We start from the raw sequence: 19285 nt of genomic DNA on the forward strand, positions 1-19285 counted from the left end.
GCGCCCCGCACTGACATGGGCATCGCCACCGCGGGCTCCGCCCAGTTGAAGCTGCCCTTCAACGCTTCGACGCCTCATTGCGGGTTCTGTCAACCGTGATCACGCCAGCGTTCTGCCATGTACATCCCAGGAACACCCTGCGACATGTCCAAGTCGGCAATGCGGAGTTACAGATTCAACGATCTTCTTGTTGACGTGCTCCGGACACCGTAGGTTCTGCGCCGGTCCTGATGCGCACCACGCGTCACAGGCTGCACAGCGCACCCGCATATCCCCCTGGTTCACCCACCTCACGGAGGAAGTACGTTGCGCAGATCCAGTTCCCTCGTAGCTGTGGCCTCGCTGGCCGCAGCGGCCCTGGCCCTGGCCGCCCCGGCCGGCCAGGCATCGGCGCCCAACGGCGTCGCCGTTGCCCACTCCTGTGCGACTCCGACGCAGAAGGACTTCATGGCCTGCAAGGCGCTCCGCGTCACCACAGGCACCCCGAAATCCGCTCACGCGGAGAGCGACCTGACGTCGGCCGCCGCGCCTTCCGGCTACGGCCCCGCCTCGCTGCAGGCCGCGTACAACCTTCCTTCCGCCGGCGGCGGTTCCGGCCAGACCGTGGCCATCGTCGACGCGTACGACGACCCCAACGCGGAAGCGGATCTCGCGACCTACCGTTCCCAGTACGGCCTGTCCGCCTGCACCACCGCCAACGGCTGCTTCAAGAAGGTCAACCAGACCGGGGGCACCAGCTACCCGCGCGCCGACTCCGGCTGGGCCCAGGAGATATCCCTCGACGTCGACATGGTCAGCGCGGCCTGCCCGAACTGCAAGATCCTGCTGGTCGAGGCCGCTTCCGCCTCGATGACCAATCTGGGCACGGCCGTGAACACCGCGGTGAGCCTGGGCGCCAAGTACGTCTCCAACAGCTACGGCGGCGGTGAGTCCTCCAGCGACGCCACGTACGACTCGACGTACTTCAACCACCCGGGCGTCGCCATCACCGTCAGCTCCGGTGACAACGGCTACGGCACCGAGTACCCGGCCGCATCCAAGTACGTGACGGCTGTGGGAGGTACGTCGCTGAAGACCTCGTCCACCACGCGCGGCTGGACCGACACGGTGTGGAGCGGAGCGGGATCCGGCTGCTCCTCGTACGACTCCAAGCCCACCTGGCAGACCGACAGCGGCTGCGCCAAGCGGTCGATCGCGGATGTCTCCGCGGTCGCCGACCCGAACACCGGAGTCGCGGTCTACGACACCTACCGCCAGTCCACCGGCTGGATGGTCTTCGGCGGCACCAGCGCATCGGCCCCGCTCATCGCGGCGACCTACGCGCTGGCGGGCGCCCCGTCGTCCGGCTCCTACCCGGCGTCGTTCCCCTACGCGCACACCTCGGCGCTCTACGACGTGACCAGCGGCTCCAACGGCAGCTGCACCACGGCGTACCTGTGCACCGCCGCTACCGGCTACGACGGCCCGACCGGCCTCGGCGTCCCGAACGGCACGGCTGCCTTCACCGGCTGACGTACCTGAAGCATCGGAAGTATGTGAAGTATCTGATGCACCTTCAGCGGCCCGGCCGGTAACACTGGTTGGCCGCGTCTCCCTCGCGGAGGACAGTGGTCGCCCGATGCGGCGCTCATTGTCCTCCGCGACCGGGCCGGAGTCGGCGACCACGCCGGCTCCGGCCCGGATGCATGCGGGCGTATCGAAGGGGACGTCCACCACGACCAAGCGGCGTCTGCGGTAGGCCGCTGGAAGCATGGGCCATGAACAGGACCAGCACCCATGATGCAGGTCGGCGACCGGGTAGGCGCCACCTGGGTCCAGTCCACCCGCGGGCGCTGCGCCTCCTGCCGGGAGAACCTGCCGCGGTCCGGGCAGGCTGCGCAGGCAGCTCACGAAGTCGGCGCGCTTCGAGCTGGTGGATCGGCTGTGGTTCGCGGGGCGGTCGTCGCTGATTCCGCGGCGCCTGCGGGGCGCTCCAGCGGATCTCCACATCCTCGGACTGGGAGGCGGTGTCGATTACCTCGCCGTACTTGCCGTCACGGTCGCGTAGCAGGAAACGCAGAGTCTCTGTGCGTATGCCCAGACCGGTGGTCAGATCCCGCGCCCGTTGCACGGCCCGATCTCGGGTGGGGTGGGCGGTGACTCCGGTGACGTGCAGGCGCCGGGTGCCGTGTCTGAGGGACGCCAGCGCGTACAGCCTCTTGCTGAGCCCGGTGTCGAGGGGGAAAGAGTCCGCCGGCCTGGCATCGCAGATTCATCACCGCGAAGTGGGAATTCACCGCACGCCACCACACCGGACGCCCACCCACCCGAGGAGCGATCAAGACGCTCGTTCCGCGGCTGTCCCGGCAGAATCCGGGATGAGGGCATCGACGAATCCAGGGGGAGTTGGCTCGACTGGGGCACCGGATCGCCGCTGAGCGGATCGCTCCCGTTACCTGCCCGATGACTTTTCGTGCGGCACAGGCTTCTAGGACTCGGTGGCCAGACGCACCCCCAGCCCGACCAAGAGCGCCCCGGAGCCCTGTTCCATCCGGCGCCGAACGGACTGCCGCTGAAGCACTCCTCCGACACGTCCGGCCAGCCAGACCAACGGTAGGTACCAGGTCAAGTCGACCACGGCCCAGATCACCGAGAAGGCGAGCAGCGTCGGAAAAGCAAGGGCCTCATGCGGCACGAACTGCGGCAGGAAGGACACGGCGAACACGCCGGCCTTCGGATTGGCGAAGTTGGTGACGAGGCCCTGCCAGTACGCCCGCCGAAGCGACAACGTGGCTGTTTCCGCTGGTCCCTGATCCGGCTGTCCAGCTCGCCTCGCCTGCCACAAGGCACGCGCTCCCATCCACACCAGCACCGCGGCGCCGACGATCCGGATGACGTCGTAGGCGACCTGCGAGGCCAGCAGCAGGGCGGAGAGACCGAAGGCCGCGGCGAGGCCCCACAGCAGCACCCCGCACTCGTTACCCAGGACTGTGGCCATGCCGGCCCTCCGGCCGTTCACCACCGCTCGGCGCAGGATCACGACCGTGCTTGGCCCTGGGACCATGGCGATCAGGAAGGCCGCACCGACGAACGCAACGACGGAAGTCATCATCGAGGCAGCATCGTCAAGCGTGTTGATGCGCCACAAGGCTCTTGTCGGCCAGCTGCGGACGTGTTCCCCAGATCGTCCGTCGAGGGGAAGACCACGGTCGGGTTCACGCCGCGTGGAAGGGGACCCGTTACCTCTTTCGCTTGATCGTCCCCACACGCACCGACATAGACTCGATCTCGCCCGAACGCGTCAGCTTGTCGCTAGCAGGAAGAATCGATGTCGTGGCCAACGCACTGCAGGAATTGGTGAAGAGCCGGCTGGAGCAGCAGGGCTGGTCCTACGGCGACGTGGCCCGGCGCGGCGGCATCCCGCGATCCACCGTCCACCACCTGGCGACCGTCACGCACGTGGCCCGCATGCCGCAGCAAGCCACCCTCGAAGGCCTGGCCCGGGGACTGGAACTGCCCCTGGACTCGGTACGCAGAGCCGCCGCCGAAGCCTGCGGCATCCACCTCTACTTCGAGGACCCCGCCGACACCGCGTCCGACCCGGAGATCGCCACCCTCATCGCCAGCGTCCAGCGCCTGTCCGAAGCCGACCGCCGCCACGTCACCGCACTCGTCGAATCCCTCCTGCGCAGCACCCCCGACAGCGACGCCCCGACAGACTCCGGCTCCGGCTCCGGCGACTGATGGGCGGCGTCGGGCCGTTCACCGCCCGGCTCCGAGGAACCGCAGCCATCTGATCACCGTGGCCACCGTCTGGTAGTCGAGTTCGGCGATCCGGTTGACGGCGTGGAGGTCAGGCGTCCGTACCGTGACGCAGGCCGCGTCCAGGGCACAGTGCAGCATCACCTGGTGCGCCTGAGTGGCCGGCAGATCCCCGTCCGTGCGCATCTGGGGGCGCAGCAGCGCGGAGATGGGCAGTGGGGGCGTGGGGTGTTCCAGGTTCATGTTCCGGTTCCTCTCGGGAGGGGCGCCGTCACCGGCGCGACCCTGGATACCGGCCCGGCGCATGAGGAGTTCCACCGTCCCGTGGCTGACGGCGATCCCGTACGTCCGGGTGAGTTCGCTGTGGATGCGCCGGTATCCGTGGGTGGCGCCGGAGGCTGCGTGGATGGTGGTGATGAGTTCGGTGAGCCAGGTGTGACGGATCGACCGGGCGGAGGGACGGCGGGCGCGCCAGGTGAAGTAGCCGGACTCGGTCACCCCGAGCGCCCGGGTGGCGGTCCGCACGGGCAGCCCTTCGCCGGCCATCACGTGCACTGCCTCGAATCGCCTTTTGGGGACACCACATCGCGCAGCAGCTCGGTCGCGCGCCGGAGGGCGGTGAGCTCGGACTCCAGTGCGGCGATACGACGGCGTGCGGCCCTGAGGTCCATCACCCTGGACGGTTCGGGCCCTCCTCTGCTGAGGTGCGGCAGGTGCCGGCGCCGCCACTGGTAGACCGTCTGGTCGCTGAGGCCGAGAGCGACGGCGACCTTCTTCACGGGCTCGCCGCCGGCGAGCAGGTCCAGGGCCTTGCGGCGCAGTTCGGGCGGGTATCGCGTGGGTCGCATGGGTGTCATCCCTGGGGAGGTCGGCCCCCGGGTCCGGGAGAGCAGGCCCGGGCCCGGGGAGGTGGTGGGCTCCGTGGGTACGGAGCGCGGAGGGCTAGTCGATGTGACGCCGGAGGGTGACGGTGGGCCGCAAGCCCAGCGGGTCGACTCTCTCGCCGTGCGGCGCGGCCGCCACCGCCTGCTGGAGAAGGCTCACGATCTCGGCGGCCAGAGCGTCGGCGTGGCCCTTGACGGCGTCGATCGGCTCGCGACTGCGTTCCAGCGCGGCGAGCCGCCCTTCGTACCCGTCGAGTTTGTTTCTGGTCGACGAGCTCAGAGCGAACCGGTACGGGGTCGAGACGATGAACTGGTAGGCGCCGGCGAAGGTCTCGCAGCCCTCGCAGTGGTCGTTGACGGCCTTGCTGGTGTTCGAGGCGTTGAGGCGCGCGATCCCGTTCGTGGTGACGACCTGGAAGGACAGCGCGACCGACCGGCATGGCGCGTCGATCGAGCAGCCGACGGAGCGGGCGATCGCCCGGTTGCGTACGCCGGCGCCCACGACCGTGCCGAGCTGATGGATCGTGAACTCCTCGTCGTGGTCGACGCGGTGTCTGGGGTTGGCCAGGGACCGTGCCTCGTCCACGGCGATGCCGGCGCCACCGGTGATGCGGGATCCGGTCGCCGCCCCCGCTGGGGTCACGGCGGCGAGGCCGGTCAGGCAGACGGTGGTCAGCATGCCCAGGCGTACGGCCGTCCGGCCGACTGTGCCGGTGCGTGGCTTGCGGTGGCTCACTGAAGTTCTCCTTTTGCGGGTGTATGGGCGGCACGGGGACCGGGGAGGCCCATGGGGTTCACCGGGGGTTCACGGCTGTTCATCGGAGGGCTGGGGCCCCGGGGATCACCAGGTGAAGGGGCCGGGGAAGCTCTCGGTGGGCAGCGGCAAGGAAGGGCTTGCCGAGGGCGGGGCCGACGGCGAGGCGCTCGGCGTACCGGCCGAGGGGCTGGGACCGGACGGTGCCGGACTCTGCCCGCGGGTCGGGGTCGGGCTCGAAGTCGTCTTTTTGGGTGTCGGGGTGGCCGTCTTGGTCTCGTCCTCGGCAGAGGGCGAACCGCTCGCTGTGTCGGCCTCGTCGGACGGACTGGCATCGGGCGTCGGCGAGAGCAGGCTCGCCTCCGGCGACGGGCCGGTGAGTCCGGGGGAGTCCGGCCGGGTGTCGTCCTGCGGCGCCTCGTCCGAGGCCGACGGCGTTGCCGCCGCGCGGAGCGTCGGCACGCCGGGCTGGAGGATGGGGATGATGGGCGGCCGCGGCGGCAGCGGCTTGGGCGTCATCCCGCCCAGCCATGCCGCGCCGAGCGCGGTGGCCGCGGCCAGTACACCGGCGCAGATGACCAGGCGCAGCCGGAGGTTTCCCTCGGTGGCGCGGCGGGTTGCCCGCACGAGCCGCCCGGTCAGGCGCACGGCGAGATAGCCCGCGCCGGCCAGGGGGCACAGGATCATGAACCCTCCGACGACGCCGACGAGTCCGGCCGCGATCTCCCCGTCGGCGAAGGCGAGCCAGGTCCCGGTCGCCTGCTCGGCCAGCGAACGCAGCCCGGTGGCGAGCAGGCGCGGGAAGTTCCACAGGACGTAACCGAGCTCGGCGAGGATCAGCGGCACCATGGTCAGCACCCAGCCGGTCACGATGACCCGTGCGGAGCGCTTGAGGCCGGACACCTCCGGGGGGACCGGCCGGCCCGGGAGCATGCTCAGGAGGATGGGTTTGATCTTGCCGTAGAGATCGGGGATCCCTGCGAGGTCACCGAGGATGTAGTAGCCGTCCAGCCGGACCGCCGGCATCAGCTGTTCGAGGATCTCGAAGTGCACCAGGTAGACCGCGCCGAGGAAGAAGGGCTGGCCGGTGAGGAGGTAGGCGCCGGCCAGCCCTAGTACGAAGACGACGTTGAAGTAGACGCCGCCCAGGTCGGTGCGGATCCGGCCGGTCCGGTTGATGCGGTAGACGTCGGTGACGTCGGTGTACATCGAGGGCCAGATCAGGAAGAGGCCGAACCCGATGGTTCCGGGTCGCGCGCCCCCGTACCGGCAGGCCGAGGCGTGACCGAACTCGTGGAACACGAGGGAGGCTACGATCAGCGCGAAGACGGCCAGCATCAGGACGGGTTGTTCCAGCACCTGGAGCACCGGCTGCATTGCGCCGTGGTAGCCGAACAGCCAGACGTCCAGCACGGTGACCGCCGCCAGCACCAGGGCCACCACCGGCGGCCGGTGCAGCCAGGACAGTGCCCTGGCGATACGGGCGACCTGCCGCTCGCGGAAGATCACCCGGTGGCCCTTGAGGACCAGGAGGAGGTCGGAGCGGGGACCGGCGACGACCTGCTCGTCCGCCTGTCCGAACGGGACGGTGAGGCCGAGCGGTTCGAGCTTGTGCTCCACGAGGTAGTGGATGTTGTCCGCGCTGATCTCGCGCCCGAAGCGGCCGCTGACCCGGTGGGAGATGCCCTCGTTGTCGCGTACGCCGTCGATGGCTTCGACGACGAGATAGAGCAGCCGGGAGAGCTGGACCACCTGTCCGTCCTGCCGGCGGACCAGGTACTTGCGTTCTGTGGAACCGGATCCCTGGTACTCGCCCAGGCGTTGAAGCCCTGCGCCGAGTCGCGGGACGGGGAAGCGCGGTTCCTCGTACACGTCCCCGGGAAACGTTTTGTCTGCGTCCCGGACCACCGTCCCCATGGGAGCGGGGTCATGGGCCCCCTGACCGTCGACCATCGTCCTGCCCTCCCTCCCCGGTGCGGACCGCGTCGCCACGAACACGGCCCGCACGCGTCGGGTGCCGCTACTGGCTGATGTTGATGGTCTGGTTGGCCTCGGAGGCGGCGATGGCCTCGGGGGAGTAGACGTTCGCCGCGACCGAGTTGTTGTGGGCGTCGACGTAGGCGACGTGCCGCGTCACGTTGGTCGTCTTGACGAAGCTGAACTTCAGCCGGCCCAGGGCCTCACGGCCGGGCAGCAGCTCTGCGGATTCCGCGTCCAGCTCACGCATGCCGAGCATGGTGGTTCCTTTACTGAATGGGCATGGACGGTCACATCCGATCCCGGACGTCCATCCATGCCGGACGATCTGTCTGACGAGGTTGGACAGTAGGCCGTCCAAGAACCTCGGACAACCACTTCGCGCACATCCGCCCTCACCGGACACATCGCCCATCGAGGGAAACGGCAGGTGGGAGGGCGAACGGCTGGATATGAACTCCGGCCGACACGCCTCGCACTCTCACCCGATTGGCTCAACTCGGGGCCATTCGGCCCATGTTGCGCGGCTCCACCATGGCTATCCTCTCGACCCTCAAGTCGGGTGAACCGCCCGAAACCTCCGCGAGAGGGGTGCACGTGCTTGTCGTCCAAGGAGTGTCCGCGACCGCCGTAGTCCGGGGCAGGACAGGGGAGCCGGTGGTCCTGCTCTCCGGCGAACTCCCCGAGGCCCTCACCCCCGCCGCCCTCGACGAACTGCTGAACCTGGCCTCCGCGGTGCTCGACGCGGAGGAGCTGCGGCTGTTCCGGAGCTGCCTGTCCGCACTGCACTGCGGCGAGAAACTCGACGAACGCCGTATCGAGATCAGCGGAGCCGTCCTGACCGTCTACCGAAACTGACCGCGCTGAACCGACTGCGTACAACACGGGGCGAATACGCTGCGGCAGATTTCCGTTTCCGCAGGGCAGGAATCTGCGCTTATGAAAACAGTGGAGAATTCTTCAACGCATCACCCGGGGCGGTTCAGAAGCTTTTTGACATTTCACGAGAGCTCGCAATGCGACCGCGACACACGGGAGTTGCTTCACCCTGGAGAGTGCTTCCCGTCACCGCGGAAGCGAGACCGGAAATACCTGGTAAGCAAAGCTCAGAGCCTGTTTTGAGTGCCTCGGAACCCTGCATCGATTGTGCTCCGGTAAGTCGTCCATAGCCGGTTGGATGAATGAGTGAGGGCCGTTGCCGAGTAATGTCTGGCACGCCATCCGGCAATTCATCGAAACAAGGAGAAACACGGTGAGAAAACTGGCACGCGCCACCGCGACGGCCGCCCTGACCATCGCAGCGGTCGCCATCCCCCTGACGGGCACGGCCATGGCCTCCACCGCGACGGCCGCCCCGGCCCAAACCCACCGGTTCCTGCACAAGCCGGCCCTCCACAACAACGGCTGGTGCGGGGACTACCGGTACAACCGGCACCACCGCGGGCACTACTGGAGCCGGTGGGACGACAACTGCGGCTACCGCAAGGACTGGAGGGGCTACCGCCACGTCAACTACCGCGGCTACCACAACTACAACGACTACAACGACTACAACGACTACAGGAACTGTGACCGCGACTTCTGATCCGGTCTGATCGGGCTGAACCCGATGTAGGGCGCACCCGATGCGGGGCTCCCGGGAGCAACTCCCGGGAGCCCCTCGGCTGTTCCGGAATCAGCTTCGGTAGACGGTCAGGACGGCTCCGCTGATCTCGATACGGCGTTCGTCGAGTTTCTCGCCGCAGTGCAGTGCGGACAGGCAGCTCCGGAACAGCCGCAGCTCCTCCGCGTCGAGCACCGCGGAGGCCAGGTTCAGCAGCTCGTCGAGGGCGGCGGGGGTGAGGGCCTCGGGGAGTTCGCCGGAGAGCAGGACCACCGGCTCCCCTGTCCTGCCCCGCACGACGGCGGTCGCGGACACTCCATGGACGACAAGCACGTGGACCCCCTCTCTCCCCGGAGGATTCGGGCGGTTCAACGCGGCCCGTGCGACGAGAGGATAGCCCCAATGGAATGATTTTTACGGCGATCTGACGCTTCGCCACGCAATGGACGCCCGTGCGCGGAAACCCCTAGCCGGGGCCGTCGGGGGTGCTGCGCAGGAGGGATTCGACGAGTGCGGTGACGTGGCGGCGGTCGGCTTCGGACAGGCGCTGGACGCTGGCGATGAGGGTGGCGATCTCCGGGTCGGACGCGGTGTCGGCGGGGTCCTCGAAGTAGAGGTGGATGCCGCAGGCTTCGGCGGCGGCTCTGCGTACCGAGTCCAGGGGCAGTTCCAGTCCCCGGGCCAGGCCTTCGAGGGTGGCTTGCTGCGGCATGCGGGCCACGTGCGTGACGGTCGCCAGGTGGTGGACGGTGGATCGCGGGATGCCGCCGCGCCGGGCCACGTCGCCGTAGGACCAGCCCTGCTGCTCCAGCCGGCTCTTCACCAATTCCTGCAGTGCGTTGGCCACGACATCGATTCTTCCTGCTAGCAAGGCGGTTGAGCAAACACTCTTGAACGGCTTGCCATCAGGTGCTACAGGGGCTGACGTCCAACGTCGTTGGACACTCAGTCCGGCGGCACCACGACCGCTGGGTTCAACGCTTCGCGGCCTGCTCCGTCACGCCCGGCGCCCTCGCTTCGCTGCCGGCCGCGTCACATCCGGCGCCCCCGCAGCAGCCCCTCCCTCGCCCGCTCTTGGAACTCCCTCCCGCAGCGCCTCCGCCCCGGTCAGCCGCCGATACGCCGGCTCGCCCGAAAAAACGGGCCGCAGGCCGATCGATCTTGATCGCACCCTGAAGGCGCTGTGACTCAGGTTCGGTAGGATCCGCACTTCTTCGCACCGGGGAGGGATCATGGCCGAGAGCGGCAGTGCCGAAGGCACCAACAGCAGCGCGGGAACCCGTAACGATGTCGTGGACGAACAGACCGCGGTCCAGCTGGTGTACCGGCCCCAGTCTGCCGACACACTGGTCGGCCTGCGGGTCCGCGAGCGGGTCAAGCGGACCGGGCTGGTGCTGCGAGGCGTATTCCTCGCACTGTGGACAGGGCAGTGGCTGCTCGGCACCGTGGGCCGCGGGAGGATCGACGTGGTCTCGACGGTGCTGTTCTTGTTCGTCGTCCTGGTGGTGTGGGGGTACCCGCGGCTACAGGCCGCACAGGTGCAGCGGCTCATCGGATGGCAGGGCGAGTACCACGTCACCGTGTCCGCGGCCGGGATCACCTGCCGCACCGAGCACAGCGCATTGGTCCAGAAGTGGTCCGTCTTCCAGGGCTACCGGGAGACGGCAGGTCATTTCGTCCTGCTCAGCCGGGACCCCAACATCATGTACCTCGGTGTCCTGCCCAAGAGGGGCGTGCAAGAGGCCGAGGGCCTCGAACGGCTGCGGGCCATCCTGGACCAGCACGCCCCTCGCGTGTGACGGACTGCTGTCACCGCGCGTTCAGACTCCCTTCCCTCACCCAATCCCCAGGATTCCCCCGCGACTTCACGCGAAGTGACCTCCGTCACCCCGTCCGGTGGCGAGGTGACGTTTGCCGGCCGGGCCGCGCTGTCTGAGTGGGCCCATCCCCTGTGACGGATGTGCCTCAAGTGACATTCGTATGTGGCCTGAACGGGCCTTCTATTGGGGTGGATCGTCTTGAGTCGTCGTACCTCGCGTGCCTACAGACCGCTGAGCCTGAAACGACGGGTGTGGATCACGCTCGGCGCCGTGGTGCTGGGGGGTGGGGGCGTGGTGACCTACGCCGTGGCCAGCCCTTCCGAGGATCCAGGTGCGGCGGGCCGGGCCAAGCGGCCTGTGAAGGTCTACGACCTCGCGCTGAAGGGCACCACGAGCGGCAAGCGTGAGCTGCCGCGCACGCAGACCAAGCAGTTCTCGATGCTCGGCGTCTCCTGGACCGGGGCGACCAAGCGGCTGCACGGCGACGCCCAGGTGCGCACCCGCAGTCTCGAGACCGGAGCGTGGACCGCCTGGAAGGATCTCGAGGCGAACGTCGACCCGTTGGAGGAGCCCGAGTCCGGGGCCGACCTGCGCGGCGCGTCCGAGCCGCTGTGGGTCGGCCCCTCCGACGGCGTCCAGGTCCAGGTCGTCCACAAGGACGGCTCCACCAGCGCGGGCCTGCCGAAGGGCCTCGAGGTCAACCTGGTCGACCCCGGCGTGGCGACCGGCGCCGAGATGAAGGCCAAGCCTGCCGCGTACGTCATGCCGGCCGCCGGCGAAAGCGCTTCACCCACCGACTCGGTCACGCCCACCGACCCCGCGTCCCCGAGCGACTCCGCCACCGCGTCCGCGCCCGCGTCGCCGTCGGCTTCCGCCACGCCGAGCACGTCCGCGAGCCCGTCGGCCACCACCCCCACGGCTCCCCCGTCCACGGTGCCCGAGCCGCCGATCACGTCGCGTGCCGGCTGGGGCGCCGACGAGTCGCTCAGCCCCGACCCGTCCGAGTACAACCCCGATGTGAAGGCCGTCTTCGTCCACCACAGTGACGGGACGAACGACTACTCCTGCGCTGACTCCGCGTCGATCGTGCGGGGGATCTACGCGTACCACACTCAGACCAACGGCTGGAACGACATCGGCTACAACTTCCTGGTCGACAAGTGCGGCACGATCTTCGAGGGCCGCAAGGGCGGTGTCGACCTGCCCGTGCTCGGCGCGCACACCTACGGCTGGAACCGGGAGTCCACGGGCATCGCGGTGCTCGGGGACTACACCACCACCGGCGCCACCAACGCCGCGCTGACCTCTGTCGCCCGAATCGCGGCCTGGAAGCTCGGCCAGTACAACGCCGACCCGGTGTCGACCGTGAAACTCACCGCCGGCGCGACGCAGACGAACTACTTCGGCACCAGCTTCACCGCGGGCAGCCAGTACACGTTCAACCGGATCTCCGCCCACCGCGACGGCTACAACACCCAGTGCCCCGGTAGCTCTCTCTATGGCCAGTTGCCGACGATCCGCGCTTGGGCGTCCGGCCCGGTGCAGGACCTGAAGGTCACCTCGCTGTCCGGCGCCGGTCAGTCCGGGGCGACGTACTACACCAAGGGCGCCATCACGGCGAAGTGGTCGACGACGACACCGGGTTCGCTGATCTCCAAGTTCGAGCTGCTGGTCGACGGCAAGGCCGTCGCCACTGCCTCCGGTACGGCCGCCTCGGTTGGCACCACCCTCCCCCTGGGCACCCACACCGTCGCCGTGCGGGCCGTGCACCAGTCCGGCAAGAGCACGACGTCCGCGGCGCTGAACGTCGTGGCGGAGACGACAGCACCGGCCTTCACCACCGCACCGAAGCTCTCCCTGCGCACCGGCACCGTCAACACCAGCGCCGTCCCGGTCACCCTCGGCTGGAAGGCGACCGACAACACCGCGCTGAAGTCCGTGAGCCTGCTGACCCCGACGACGGCCACCTTCGGCCCGACGACGACCAGCTCCAGCCGCACCGCCGCGTCCGGCAACGCGAGCACCTGGTCGATGAAGGCTTACGACTACGCGGGCAACACCGGTACGTCCTCCGCAGCCTTTACCCCGGTGATCCTTCAGGAGACCTCGGCCACCAAGTCCGGCACCTGGACGGCCCGTTCCTCCTCCAGCTACCTCGGCGGCAAGTCGTACTCCAGCGGTTCCAAGGGCGCGAGCCTCACCTGGACGTTCACGGGCCGCTCCGCCTCGTGGGTGGTCTCGCGGGCGTCGAGCTCAGGCCAGGCGTACGTATACGTCGACGGCGTCAAGGTCAGTACCGTCGACCTGAAGTCTTCCAGCACCCTGTACCGCCAGGCCATTTGGACCAAGGCGTGGTCCAGCAGCGCCAAGCACACAGTGAAGGTCGTAGTGGTTGGCACGAGCGGTCGTCCGACGATCACGACGGACGGACTCGTCTACATCAAGTAGCTCCCAGCCCTGTACCACGGCAGCGGCCTTCACGATCAGGTCAACCTGATCAGGATCGTGAAAGCCGCTGCCGTTTGAGCCCGGAGCTCGGCACGACGCAGACCGCAGCGCAGGGGGGCTGGAACCGGCAGCGCTCGCTGTCCGGCGGACAGCCGACGCCCAGCGAGTTCCCGGTCCCCGGCGAACGTGCGGCGAGCTCACAGGCGAGGAAGCGCAGGGCCGAGGCGGACGAGCGACGCCGGCTGGGCAGACGAGCACGCGTGAGCTCCTGGTGGACAGGCCGGTCTTGGTCGTGACCTCGTCCACCAAGAGCATCTTCACGTCCGGACCCCACTCACACCAACTGCCCGTCAGGCCGGCCAGGTTGGAGTTCACTCGCACTGTTCGGACCCGAGAATGCCTATTCCTGGACCTGCCTCGGATCGATCGGAATCTCTCGTGCCGTCTTCTCGGCGCGCTGCTCGGCGCTCGACTCCCGCGCCACGGTCCCGCAGCAGCGGTCGTACTGGTTCTGCCAGTCCGCCATGAACGTGTCGTAGTTGGACTGGCCGATCAGCTTCAGGTCCGACTCGTCGTTGTGCCAGACGCCGTTGCTCGTCCAGTTCGAGGAGCCGACGAACACGAGCCTGGAACCGGTCGTGCCCGCGTAACCGCCGCTGACCATCATGTACTTGTCGTGCGTGTAGTGCAGGGCGTTGCCGTTCGCGTCGGTGCCGGTGCTGGTGTCGTGCATGTCGATGTTCGTCCGGTTCTTCAGGTAGCTCTGCACGCTGTCATCGACCTGGCCGGCGGTGATGAGAATGTGGATCTTGACGCCGGATTGCGCCAGGCTCACCAGCTTCTTCGGCAGCTCCAGATAGTTCAGGTCGCCCGGCTCTCCGTGTGAGGTCCACTGGAACATGGCGATGTTGATCGTGGCCGGCGCCTTGATGTTGTTCAGGAAGTCGACCCAGGTGTCGCTTCTGGTACGCGCCTTGGGCCACTGGTAGGAGGGCGGGGACAGTTTCCTGGCGTCCGTGGCGCTGGTGGAGTTGTAGTAGTCGGGCGCCAGAGGGCCCGGGCCGTAGATCGCCCCCTTGGCCATGGCGGTGAAGTAGCGGACGTAGGAGTTGTACAGGTCGACGTTGCCCTTGACGGTGGCGCTGCTGTTCCACGCGGTGCCGGCCTGGGCAGCGGTGGGGTTGGCGCTGCTGACGGTCACGGTCCTGTTCGCATCGGCCCCGCCGCTGAGCATGTAGTACTTCGCGTGCAGGGCGGAGCCGTCGAAGTGGGACAGGCAGCCTCCCGGGCACAGCGCGGCGAAGCTCGAGGCTCGCGGGTCGTTGCCCAGCTCGGTGACCATCGACTGCCATATCGCATTGTCGCTGTGAGCGTCCATCAGCGCCTTGACGATGACGCCGCGCTGGTGCGCGGCGATCAGGGCGTTGGCGAAGTCCGGGCCCGGCTGTGCGTTGCTGATCGAGTACATGGCGACGCGTATGGTCTGCCCACAGCTGGCGCTGTTGATCGATTCGATGATCGGACCCATGATCTTCATCTGGGCGGCGGGGTCCTCCGGGTCGTTGAAGCGCGGGCCCGGGCTGGAGGTGAACGGCCGGGACTCGCAACTGAGCGGGGACTTGGCCTTCTTGACCGCGGCGTGCGCCGGTGTCAGCGACAGCACGGTGACGACCAGCGCGGTGATCAACGTGAACGTGCGCTTCATGGGCTGCCTTTCGCTGGGCTGTTGATGATGAAGAGTCGGGTTGCCGCGAGAGGGCCGCAGGAGCGATGCCGCCGTCAGCGGAATCTACTACTGTGCCACCGATTCGTCCGATAATCACTCGAGATCCCCGCATGCTCAGACGCAACGCAAGATTCCTTCAACAGAGGAGCAGCCGTGGGGAGTTGCTCTGCCGGTCGGCCAACGAGTGGCCCCGTGGGGAGCGACGATCGCCTGGTGTAGCGCCCCGTCCATGCCGTCGGGCCGGCGCTCGCGCCCCTGCCCCGCGAGCTCGCACCCCGACGCTTCGTATGGTGTTTCCCGCACGGCGGCGGTGGCCGTCGATCCGCGTGGCCCAATACGTAGTCGAGCGCCTGAGATGAGGAGGCAGCCGTGTCAGACTCGTGGAGCGTGCCGCCCCTGCCGAGAACGTCATCCGTGCAGGTGGGAGGGGTAGGTTCGGGCAGCCAGGGGCTTCTCCGCTGGGTGACGTCGTCGGCGATGGATGCCGCTGCCGGCTGTGTGCGGGCATCGGCCCCGAAGCAACGAGCCAGGGTCGAGGCTCAGCGCACCGGGAAGCCGAAGGAGTAGCCCTGTTCCTTGAGGCGGGGGAGAGCGCGGCGCAGGGCCTCGACGGTCTGGGCGCGGTCGCCGCCCGCGTCGTGGAAGAGGAGCGTTGGTCCGTTGGGCAGCTCCCGCTCGACGGTGGCGACGATGGCGTCCGTACCCGGACGCTCGAAGTCCTTGCTGTCCACGTTCCAGCCCAGCGGGCGCATGCCCCGGGAAGCGGCGAGCTTGCGGCTGTAGGGGGTGAAAGCTCCACCGGGTGCCCGGTAGTACATCGGCCGTACGCCCCCGGAGGCCTTGGTGATCATGCGTTCGGCGTCGAGTATCTGACGCGACTGGTAGGCCTCGGACTTCTTGTCCATGGCGGTGTCGTGGGACACCGAGTGGTCGCACAACCGGTGCCCGGCCGCGACGACCTGCTTCACGAGGGCGGGGTGCGCCTTGGCCTGCGGGCCCACCATGCAGAACGTGGCCTTCACCCCGTACTCCCGCAGCACGTCGAGCACTTGAGGGGTCCACTCGGGGTCGGGACCGTCGTCGATGGTGATGTTGATGCCGCGGGTCCCCGCGTCCGAGGCGTGTGCGATGGTCACCGCGGTCGGTCTCACGTCACTGCCCGGTGAGGCCGGGGCTGTCGCCTCCGGTGACGAGCCGTCCGCGGCACCGGCCTGCGCGGTCCACACCGAGGCACCGGTGGCGAGCAACGTCACCCCGAGCGCGGCCCCGACCATTTTGCTGTTCCAGCCCCGCCCGTTGCTCCGCCGCGCCATATCCGTCCCCTTCACGCAGTGCCTCACCGGTCCCGATCACCTTGCGATCACTGGGCAGGACGAGACGCACGGGCCCACGGATGCATCCGTTACCGATCACGGACAAGTCCGGGGAATTTCGCGGACAACTCCTGCGGCCCGGCACTGGAACAGGTCGGGCCGGTGCAGGTCGGCGAGGTGGATACGGCGGGTGCCGTGCTCTATGAAGACCGGGGCGTACGGGCGCTTGAGGGTGACGGCGCAATCGAGGTAATGGGCCTGGGCGGTGAGGAATTCACGCCAAGTTGGGCCGGAGCTCTACGGGGCGGGGTCGATGCCGGCGGCGCGCAGGATCTCCCAGACCGTGGATGGAGCGATGGAGCGATGGAGCGATGGAGTGGCCGAGGCGGGCGAGTTCGGCCTGGATCCGGGGGTGGCCCCAGATGTGGTTCTCCTTCGCCAGGCGCAGGGTGAGTTACTTGACGGTGGGTGCGGTGGGTGCGGTGGGTGCGGTGGGTGCGGTGGGGGGGCGTCCTGGGAGGCTGCGCTGAGCGTGCGTCCACTTCCGGGCGACGAGTGGCCTATGGCTGGCCGGCAGCGTGGTGGGCGTGACCGCGAACACCTGGCGCCAGCGCTTGCGGGACCAGCTGGGAGAGCGCGGCGAACCGGATTCGGTCCGCGGGCTCGTAACGGACCCGGCGATCTGGCGCCGAAGCACCGCATTCTCGTGCCGCAACATCAGAACTTCCGCGTCTTTGTCCACACGGCTGCGCAGTATGGCAGCTACGGCAGCAGGCACCTTGATCAGGTTCCGGACCAGCGCGGTGGCGATGGACAGCGGCATCGAAGAATCGTCGCAGCGGCTGTGTGGGCCAGTCCTCTGGTAAGGGAACTTTCCAGGGCAAGCCCAGAATCGTGACTTCGAGCGGGACGCGATGCCGGCGATGGCCACGTCGAGGTTCATGGCGTCGTTCGTGTAGCGACCGACGACCTCGCGTACCCGGCCCGGGATGCGGCGGAGGTCCTTGCCGGCCGATCAGGGGGCGTGGAGCTGAATCTTCTTGGAGGCGTTGCTGCACCGGCTGCCGTCGGAGTTGCTGCGCAGGGTGGGGTTGCCGGTGCCTTCAGATACGGTGCTGCGCCGGCTCCGCGATCTGGTCGCAGGCCGCCACGCTGCCGCTTCCCGGCCGAAGCGCTCGGGAAGGCCGCGGACTGTGCGCTTCATCCGGCTCTTGGTGTTGCGGCTCGCGCGGATTGACCCGGCAGTGTCTTGTCAGGCGCCGTGTACCGCGCATCCGACCGCTCACGAGGGCGGTTCCGTCCCCGCCTGCTCGCTCACCAGGTACCGCGCGTACCAGTCCGGCCAGTCCGGATCCTCCGCACCGATGCGCGCCTCGTGCTCGCCGTGAGCCGCTGCGGTCCGCCGTAGAGCGCCCGCCAGGTCCTCGGCCGAGGCGAACGATGTGGTCGCGGGATCCAGCCGTCCCGGAAGCCGTGTGGTGATCTCCTGCAGGATCCAGCCGTTGCCGTCCGGGTCGCTGAACGACAGGAAGGAGCCGTAACTGCCGTGTTGCGGATCCGGGCCCGGCACCCGGGCGTCAGCGCCGGCGTGGTGGAAGACGCCTCCGGCGTCGTGAAACACATCGCTCGGGTCGGCGCCGCGCCGCATCAGCTCATCGTGGGCCGCCTCGATGTCGTCGACGACCAGGTGCAGGCCTCGAGCCGAGCCCGGGGCCTGATCGATGACGGACGTGCCGAAGATGACCGACGCCGGGGAACCCGGAGGGGTCACCTGCACCACCCGGAAGTCCTCGTCGGGAGCGATGTCCGCGTCGAGCCTCCAGCCCAGCGCCGTATAGAAGTCCTTGGCTCGGTCGACGTCGGACACCGGCACTACGACGACCTCGAGTTTCATGTCCATGGCTTGCGCCTCCTGTCTCGAAGGGGATACCGGCGACGACCGGATCCGCGGCGGCGCCGGGCTTGGAGGACGCATCCCACGGCACTCGAAACACGTTGCGAGCCCCTGGGCTCAGGCCCGGCGCGGCGACGCCCTGAAGCCCTACAGGCTGTGCCGTCTTCCAGCGTAGACAGGCGTTCGATCAGGCCGCATGTGGACGCTCGCCCACTTCGCCGGCGGCGGATCACGTGAGGCGCCACATAAGGCGCCGCACGAGGTGGTGCTGGCTGCGGGAGTCTGCGCGGTCGACGGCTGACGGGGCCGAGGGCAGGGCGGTCAGTGTGCGACGAGCTGCTGGCCGCCGTCGATGTCGTACGTGGCGCCAGTGAGAGCGCCGTTGGCCATGATGTGCACCGCGAGGGCGGCGACATCCGCCGGTCCGACCACCCGGCCAATGGGCAGCGTCTTCCTCAACTCCTCGCGCCGTGCCTCGAGTTGGTCACCGAGGAGGGAGGCTGACAGCGGCGTGTCCACGAACCCGGCCGCGATCAGGTTGACCCGGACCGGAGCGACCTCCAGTGCCAGGTTGGCGGTCAGCGCCGGCAGCGCCGCGGTGAGGGCGCCCATCACGGCCATCCCGGGCGCGGGGCGCCTGCCGCCGGTGCCACCGATGAACAGCAGCGTTCCCCCGGCCCTGACCTTGCCCCGGCCGGCCCGTGCCACCGCCAGCATCATCGCGATACGCCCGCCGAAGTCACGCCCGGCCTCGGACAGGTCGAGTTCGGCGAGGGGGGTGTACGACGGGCTGCCGGCCGTGACCATCACATGGTCGACCTGCCCGGGCAGTTCCCCGAGAAAGCGCTCCAGGCGGTCGGTGTCCTGCGCGTCGAACGCGGCCGTGCCAAGGGGGTTCAATTCGTCCGCCGCCCGCTTGAGGCGTTCGGCATCGCGCGCCACGAGCACCAGCTCGCCGTCGGCCGCACGCGCCTGTCGCGCGGTCTCCAGACCGATGCCCGCGCTTCCTCCCACCACCACGACCGTCTGCCCGGCCAGCCCCCCGTGCGTTCCACCGGCTCCTCCGTCGGTCCCGTTCACAGGGGCCACCACCTTCAGGACATGGATTCCGTACGTAATCCGGCT

General features: G+C 68.5%; 19 protein-coding genes. 6 read left to right on the forward strand and 13 right to left on the reverse strand.

Annotated elements, in window-relative coordinates; genetic code table 11:
- Positions 1-306: 306 nt before the first annotated feature.
- Positions 307-1512 carry a S53 family peptidase gene (locus ACWIGU_RS28705; RefSeq protein WP_454404596.1) on the forward strand — a complete coding sequence of 402 codons (1206 nt, stop codon included), beginning with the start codon at positions 307-309 and terminating at the stop codon, positions 1510-1512.
- 955 nt (positions 1513-2467) lie between these two features.
- On the opposite strand, the gene ACWIGU_RS28710 is transcribed toward ACWIGU_RS28705, so the two are convergent.
- Positions 2468-3091 carry a LysE family translocator gene (locus ACWIGU_RS28710; protein ID WP_454404857.1) on the reverse strand — a complete coding sequence of 208 codons (624 nt, stop codon included), beginning with the start codon at positions 3089-3091 and terminating at the stop codon, positions 2468-2470.
- Between the two features lie 221 nt (positions 3092-3312).
- Here ACWIGU_RS28710 and ACWIGU_RS28715 point away from each other — a divergent pair, with 221 nt between their 5' ends.
- Entirely contained in the window at positions 3313-3723 is a 411-nt protein-coding gene (locus tag ACWIGU_RS28715) for a helix-turn-helix domain-containing protein (protein ID WP_454404597.1), read from the forward strand.
- 18 nt (positions 3724-3741) lie between these two features.
- Here the strand turns inward: ACWIGU_RS28715 and ACWIGU_RS28720 are convergent, their stop codons facing one another.
- From ACWIGU_RS28720 to ACWIGU_RS28740, 5 genes are all read right to left on the reverse strand, one after another.
- A complete protein-coding gene (locus tag ACWIGU_RS28720; protein ID WP_454404598.1) occupies positions 3742-4287 on the reverse strand; it encodes an IS3 family transposase in 546 nt (181 codons plus the stop codon).
- A complete protein-coding gene (locus ACWIGU_RS28725; RefSeq protein ID WP_454404599.1) occupies positions 4287-4589 on the reverse strand; it encodes a transposase in 303 nt (100 codons plus the stop codon). The genes ACWIGU_RS28720 and ACWIGU_RS28725 overlap by 1 nt, the downstream gene beginning before the upstream one ends.
- A 94-nt stretch (positions 4590-4683) precedes the next feature.
- On the reverse strand, positions 4684-5361 hold the full coding sequence (locus ACWIGU_RS28730; protein WP_454404600.1) for a hypothetical protein: 678 nt from the start codon (positions 5359-5361) through the stop codon (positions 4684-4686).
- Positions 5362-5466: 105 nt separating this feature from the next.
- A complete protein-coding gene (locus ACWIGU_RS28735) occupies positions 5467-7251 on the reverse strand; it encodes a hypothetical protein (RefSeq protein ID WP_454404601.1) in 1785 nt (594 codons plus the stop codon).
- Positions 7252-7399: 148 nt separating this feature from the next.
- Positions 7400-7615, reverse strand: coding sequence for a hypothetical protein (locus tag ACWIGU_RS28740; protein ID WP_454404602.1), 216 nt, complete (start codon positions 7613-7615; stop codon positions 7400-7402).
- Between the two features lie 338 nt (positions 7616-7953).
- Here ACWIGU_RS28740 and ACWIGU_RS28745 point away from each other — a divergent pair, with 338 nt between their 5' ends.
- The gene (locus ACWIGU_RS28745; protein WP_454404603.1) at positions 7954-8214 is read left to right on the forward strand and encodes a hypothetical protein; all 261 of its coding nucleotides are present in this window, start codon (positions 7954-7956) and stop codon (positions 8212-8214) included.
- Positions 8215-8608: 394 nt separating this feature from the next.
- Positions 8609-8941 carry a hypothetical protein gene (locus ACWIGU_RS28750; RefSeq protein WP_454404604.1) on the forward strand — a complete coding sequence of 111 codons (333 nt, stop codon included), beginning with the start codon at positions 8609-8611 and terminating at the stop codon, positions 8939-8941.
- Positions 8942-9031: 90 nt separating this feature from the next.
- Here ACWIGU_RS28750 and ACWIGU_RS28755 read toward each other — a convergent pair whose 3' ends face one another.
- Entirely contained in the window at positions 9032-9292 is a 261-nt protein-coding gene (locus tag ACWIGU_RS28755; RefSeq protein WP_454404605.1) for a hypothetical protein, read from the reverse strand.
- 133 nt (positions 9293-9425) lie between these two features.
- Positions 9426-9806, reverse strand: a complete 381-nt coding sequence (locus ACWIGU_RS28760; protein ID WP_454404606.1) for a helix-turn-helix domain-containing protein — start codon at positions 9804-9806, stop codon at positions 9426-9428.
- A gap of 385 nt (positions 9807-10191) precedes the next feature.
- Here ACWIGU_RS28760 and ACWIGU_RS28765 point away from each other — a divergent pair, with 385 nt between their 5' ends.
- On the forward strand, positions 10192-10758 hold the full coding sequence (locus tag ACWIGU_RS28765) for a YcxB family protein (protein WP_454404607.1): 567 nt from the start codon (positions 10192-10194) through the stop codon (positions 10756-10758).
- Between the two features lie 258 nt (positions 10759-11016).
- Positions 11017-13227 carry a peptidoglycan recognition protein family protein gene (locus ACWIGU_RS28770; RefSeq protein WP_454404858.1) on the forward strand — a complete coding sequence of 737 codons (2211 nt, stop codon included), beginning with the start codon at positions 11017-11019 and terminating at the stop codon, positions 13225-13227.
- A 400-nt stretch (positions 13228-13627) separates the two neighbouring features.
- Here the strand turns inward: ACWIGU_RS28770 and ACWIGU_RS28775 are convergent, their stop codons facing one another.
- From ACWIGU_RS28775 to ACWIGU_RS28795, 5 genes are all read right to left on the reverse strand, one after another.
- The gene (locus tag ACWIGU_RS28775; RefSeq protein WP_454404608.1) at positions 13628-14932 is read right to left on the reverse strand and encodes a phospholipase D-like domain-containing protein; all 1305 of its coding nucleotides are present in this window, start codon (positions 14930-14932) and stop codon (positions 13628-13630) included.
- A 560-nt stretch (positions 14933-15492) separates the two neighbouring features.
- Entirely contained in the window at positions 15493-16266 is a 774-nt protein-coding gene (locus ACWIGU_RS28780; protein ID WP_454404609.1) for a polysaccharide deacetylase family protein, read from the reverse strand.
- A gap of 454 nt (positions 16267-16720) precedes the next feature.
- Positions 16721-17209, reverse strand: a complete 489-nt coding sequence (locus ACWIGU_RS28785) for a hypothetical protein (protein ID WP_454404610.1) — start codon at positions 17207-17209, stop codon at positions 16721-16723.
- 339 nt (positions 17210-17548) lie between these two features.
- The gene (locus ACWIGU_RS28790) at positions 17549-18166 is read right to left on the reverse strand and encodes a VOC family protein (protein ID WP_454404611.1); all 618 of its coding nucleotides are present in this window, start codon (positions 18164-18166) and stop codon (positions 17549-17551) included.
- A gap of 315 nt (positions 18167-18481) precedes the next feature.
- Positions 18482-19240: an SDR family oxidoreductase gene (locus ACWIGU_RS28795; RefSeq protein WP_454404612.1), complete on the reverse strand. Its 759-nt coding sequence runs from the start codon at positions 19238-19240 to the stop codon at positions 18482-18484.
- Positions 19241-19285: the final 45 nt, after the last annotated feature.

This window comes from Streptomyces sp. NPDC055400, from assembly GCF_053644375.1.

What these genes read in the sequence shown, in the direction of transcription:
- ACWIGU_RS28790 (WP_454404611.1), bottom strand. Translation starts at nt 18,166, where the DNA reads ATGGACATGAAACTCGAGGTCGTCGTAGTGCCGGTGTCCGACGTCGAC.
- ACWIGU_RS28785 (WP_454404610.1), bottom strand. Translation starts at nt 17,209, where the DNA reads ATGAACCTCGACGTGGCCATCGCCGGCATCGCGTCCCGCTCGAAGTCA.
- ACWIGU_RS28720 (WP_454404598.1), bottom strand. Translation starts at nt 4,287, where the DNA reads ATGGCCGGCGAAGGGCTGCCCGTGCGGACCGCCACCCGGGCGCTCGGG.
- ACWIGU_RS28775 (WP_454404608.1), bottom strand. Translation starts at nt 14,932, where the DNA reads ATGAAGCGCACGTTCACGTTGATCACCGCGCTGGTCGTCACCGTGCTG.
- ACWIGU_RS28780 (WP_454404609.1), bottom strand. Translation starts at nt 16,266, where the DNA reads ATGGCGCGGCGGAGCAACGGGCGGGGCTGGAACAGCAAAATGGTCGGG.
- ACWIGU_RS28710 (WP_454404857.1), bottom strand. Translation starts at nt 3,091, where the DNA reads ATGATGACTTCCGTCGTTGCGTTCGTCGGTGCGGCCTTCCTGATCGCC.
- ACWIGU_RS28725 (WP_454404599.1), bottom strand. Translation starts at nt 4,589, where the DNA reads ATGCGACCCACGCGATACCCGCCCGAACTGCGCCGCAAGGCCCTGGAC.
- ACWIGU_RS28765 (WP_454404607.1), top strand. Translation starts at nt 10,192, where the DNA reads ATGGCCGAGAGCGGCAGTGCCGAAGGCACCAACAGCAGCGCGGGAACC.
- ACWIGU_RS28740 (WP_454404602.1), bottom strand. Translation starts at nt 7,615, where the DNA reads ATGCTCGGCATGCGTGAGCTGGACGCGGAATCCGCAGAGCTGCTGCCC.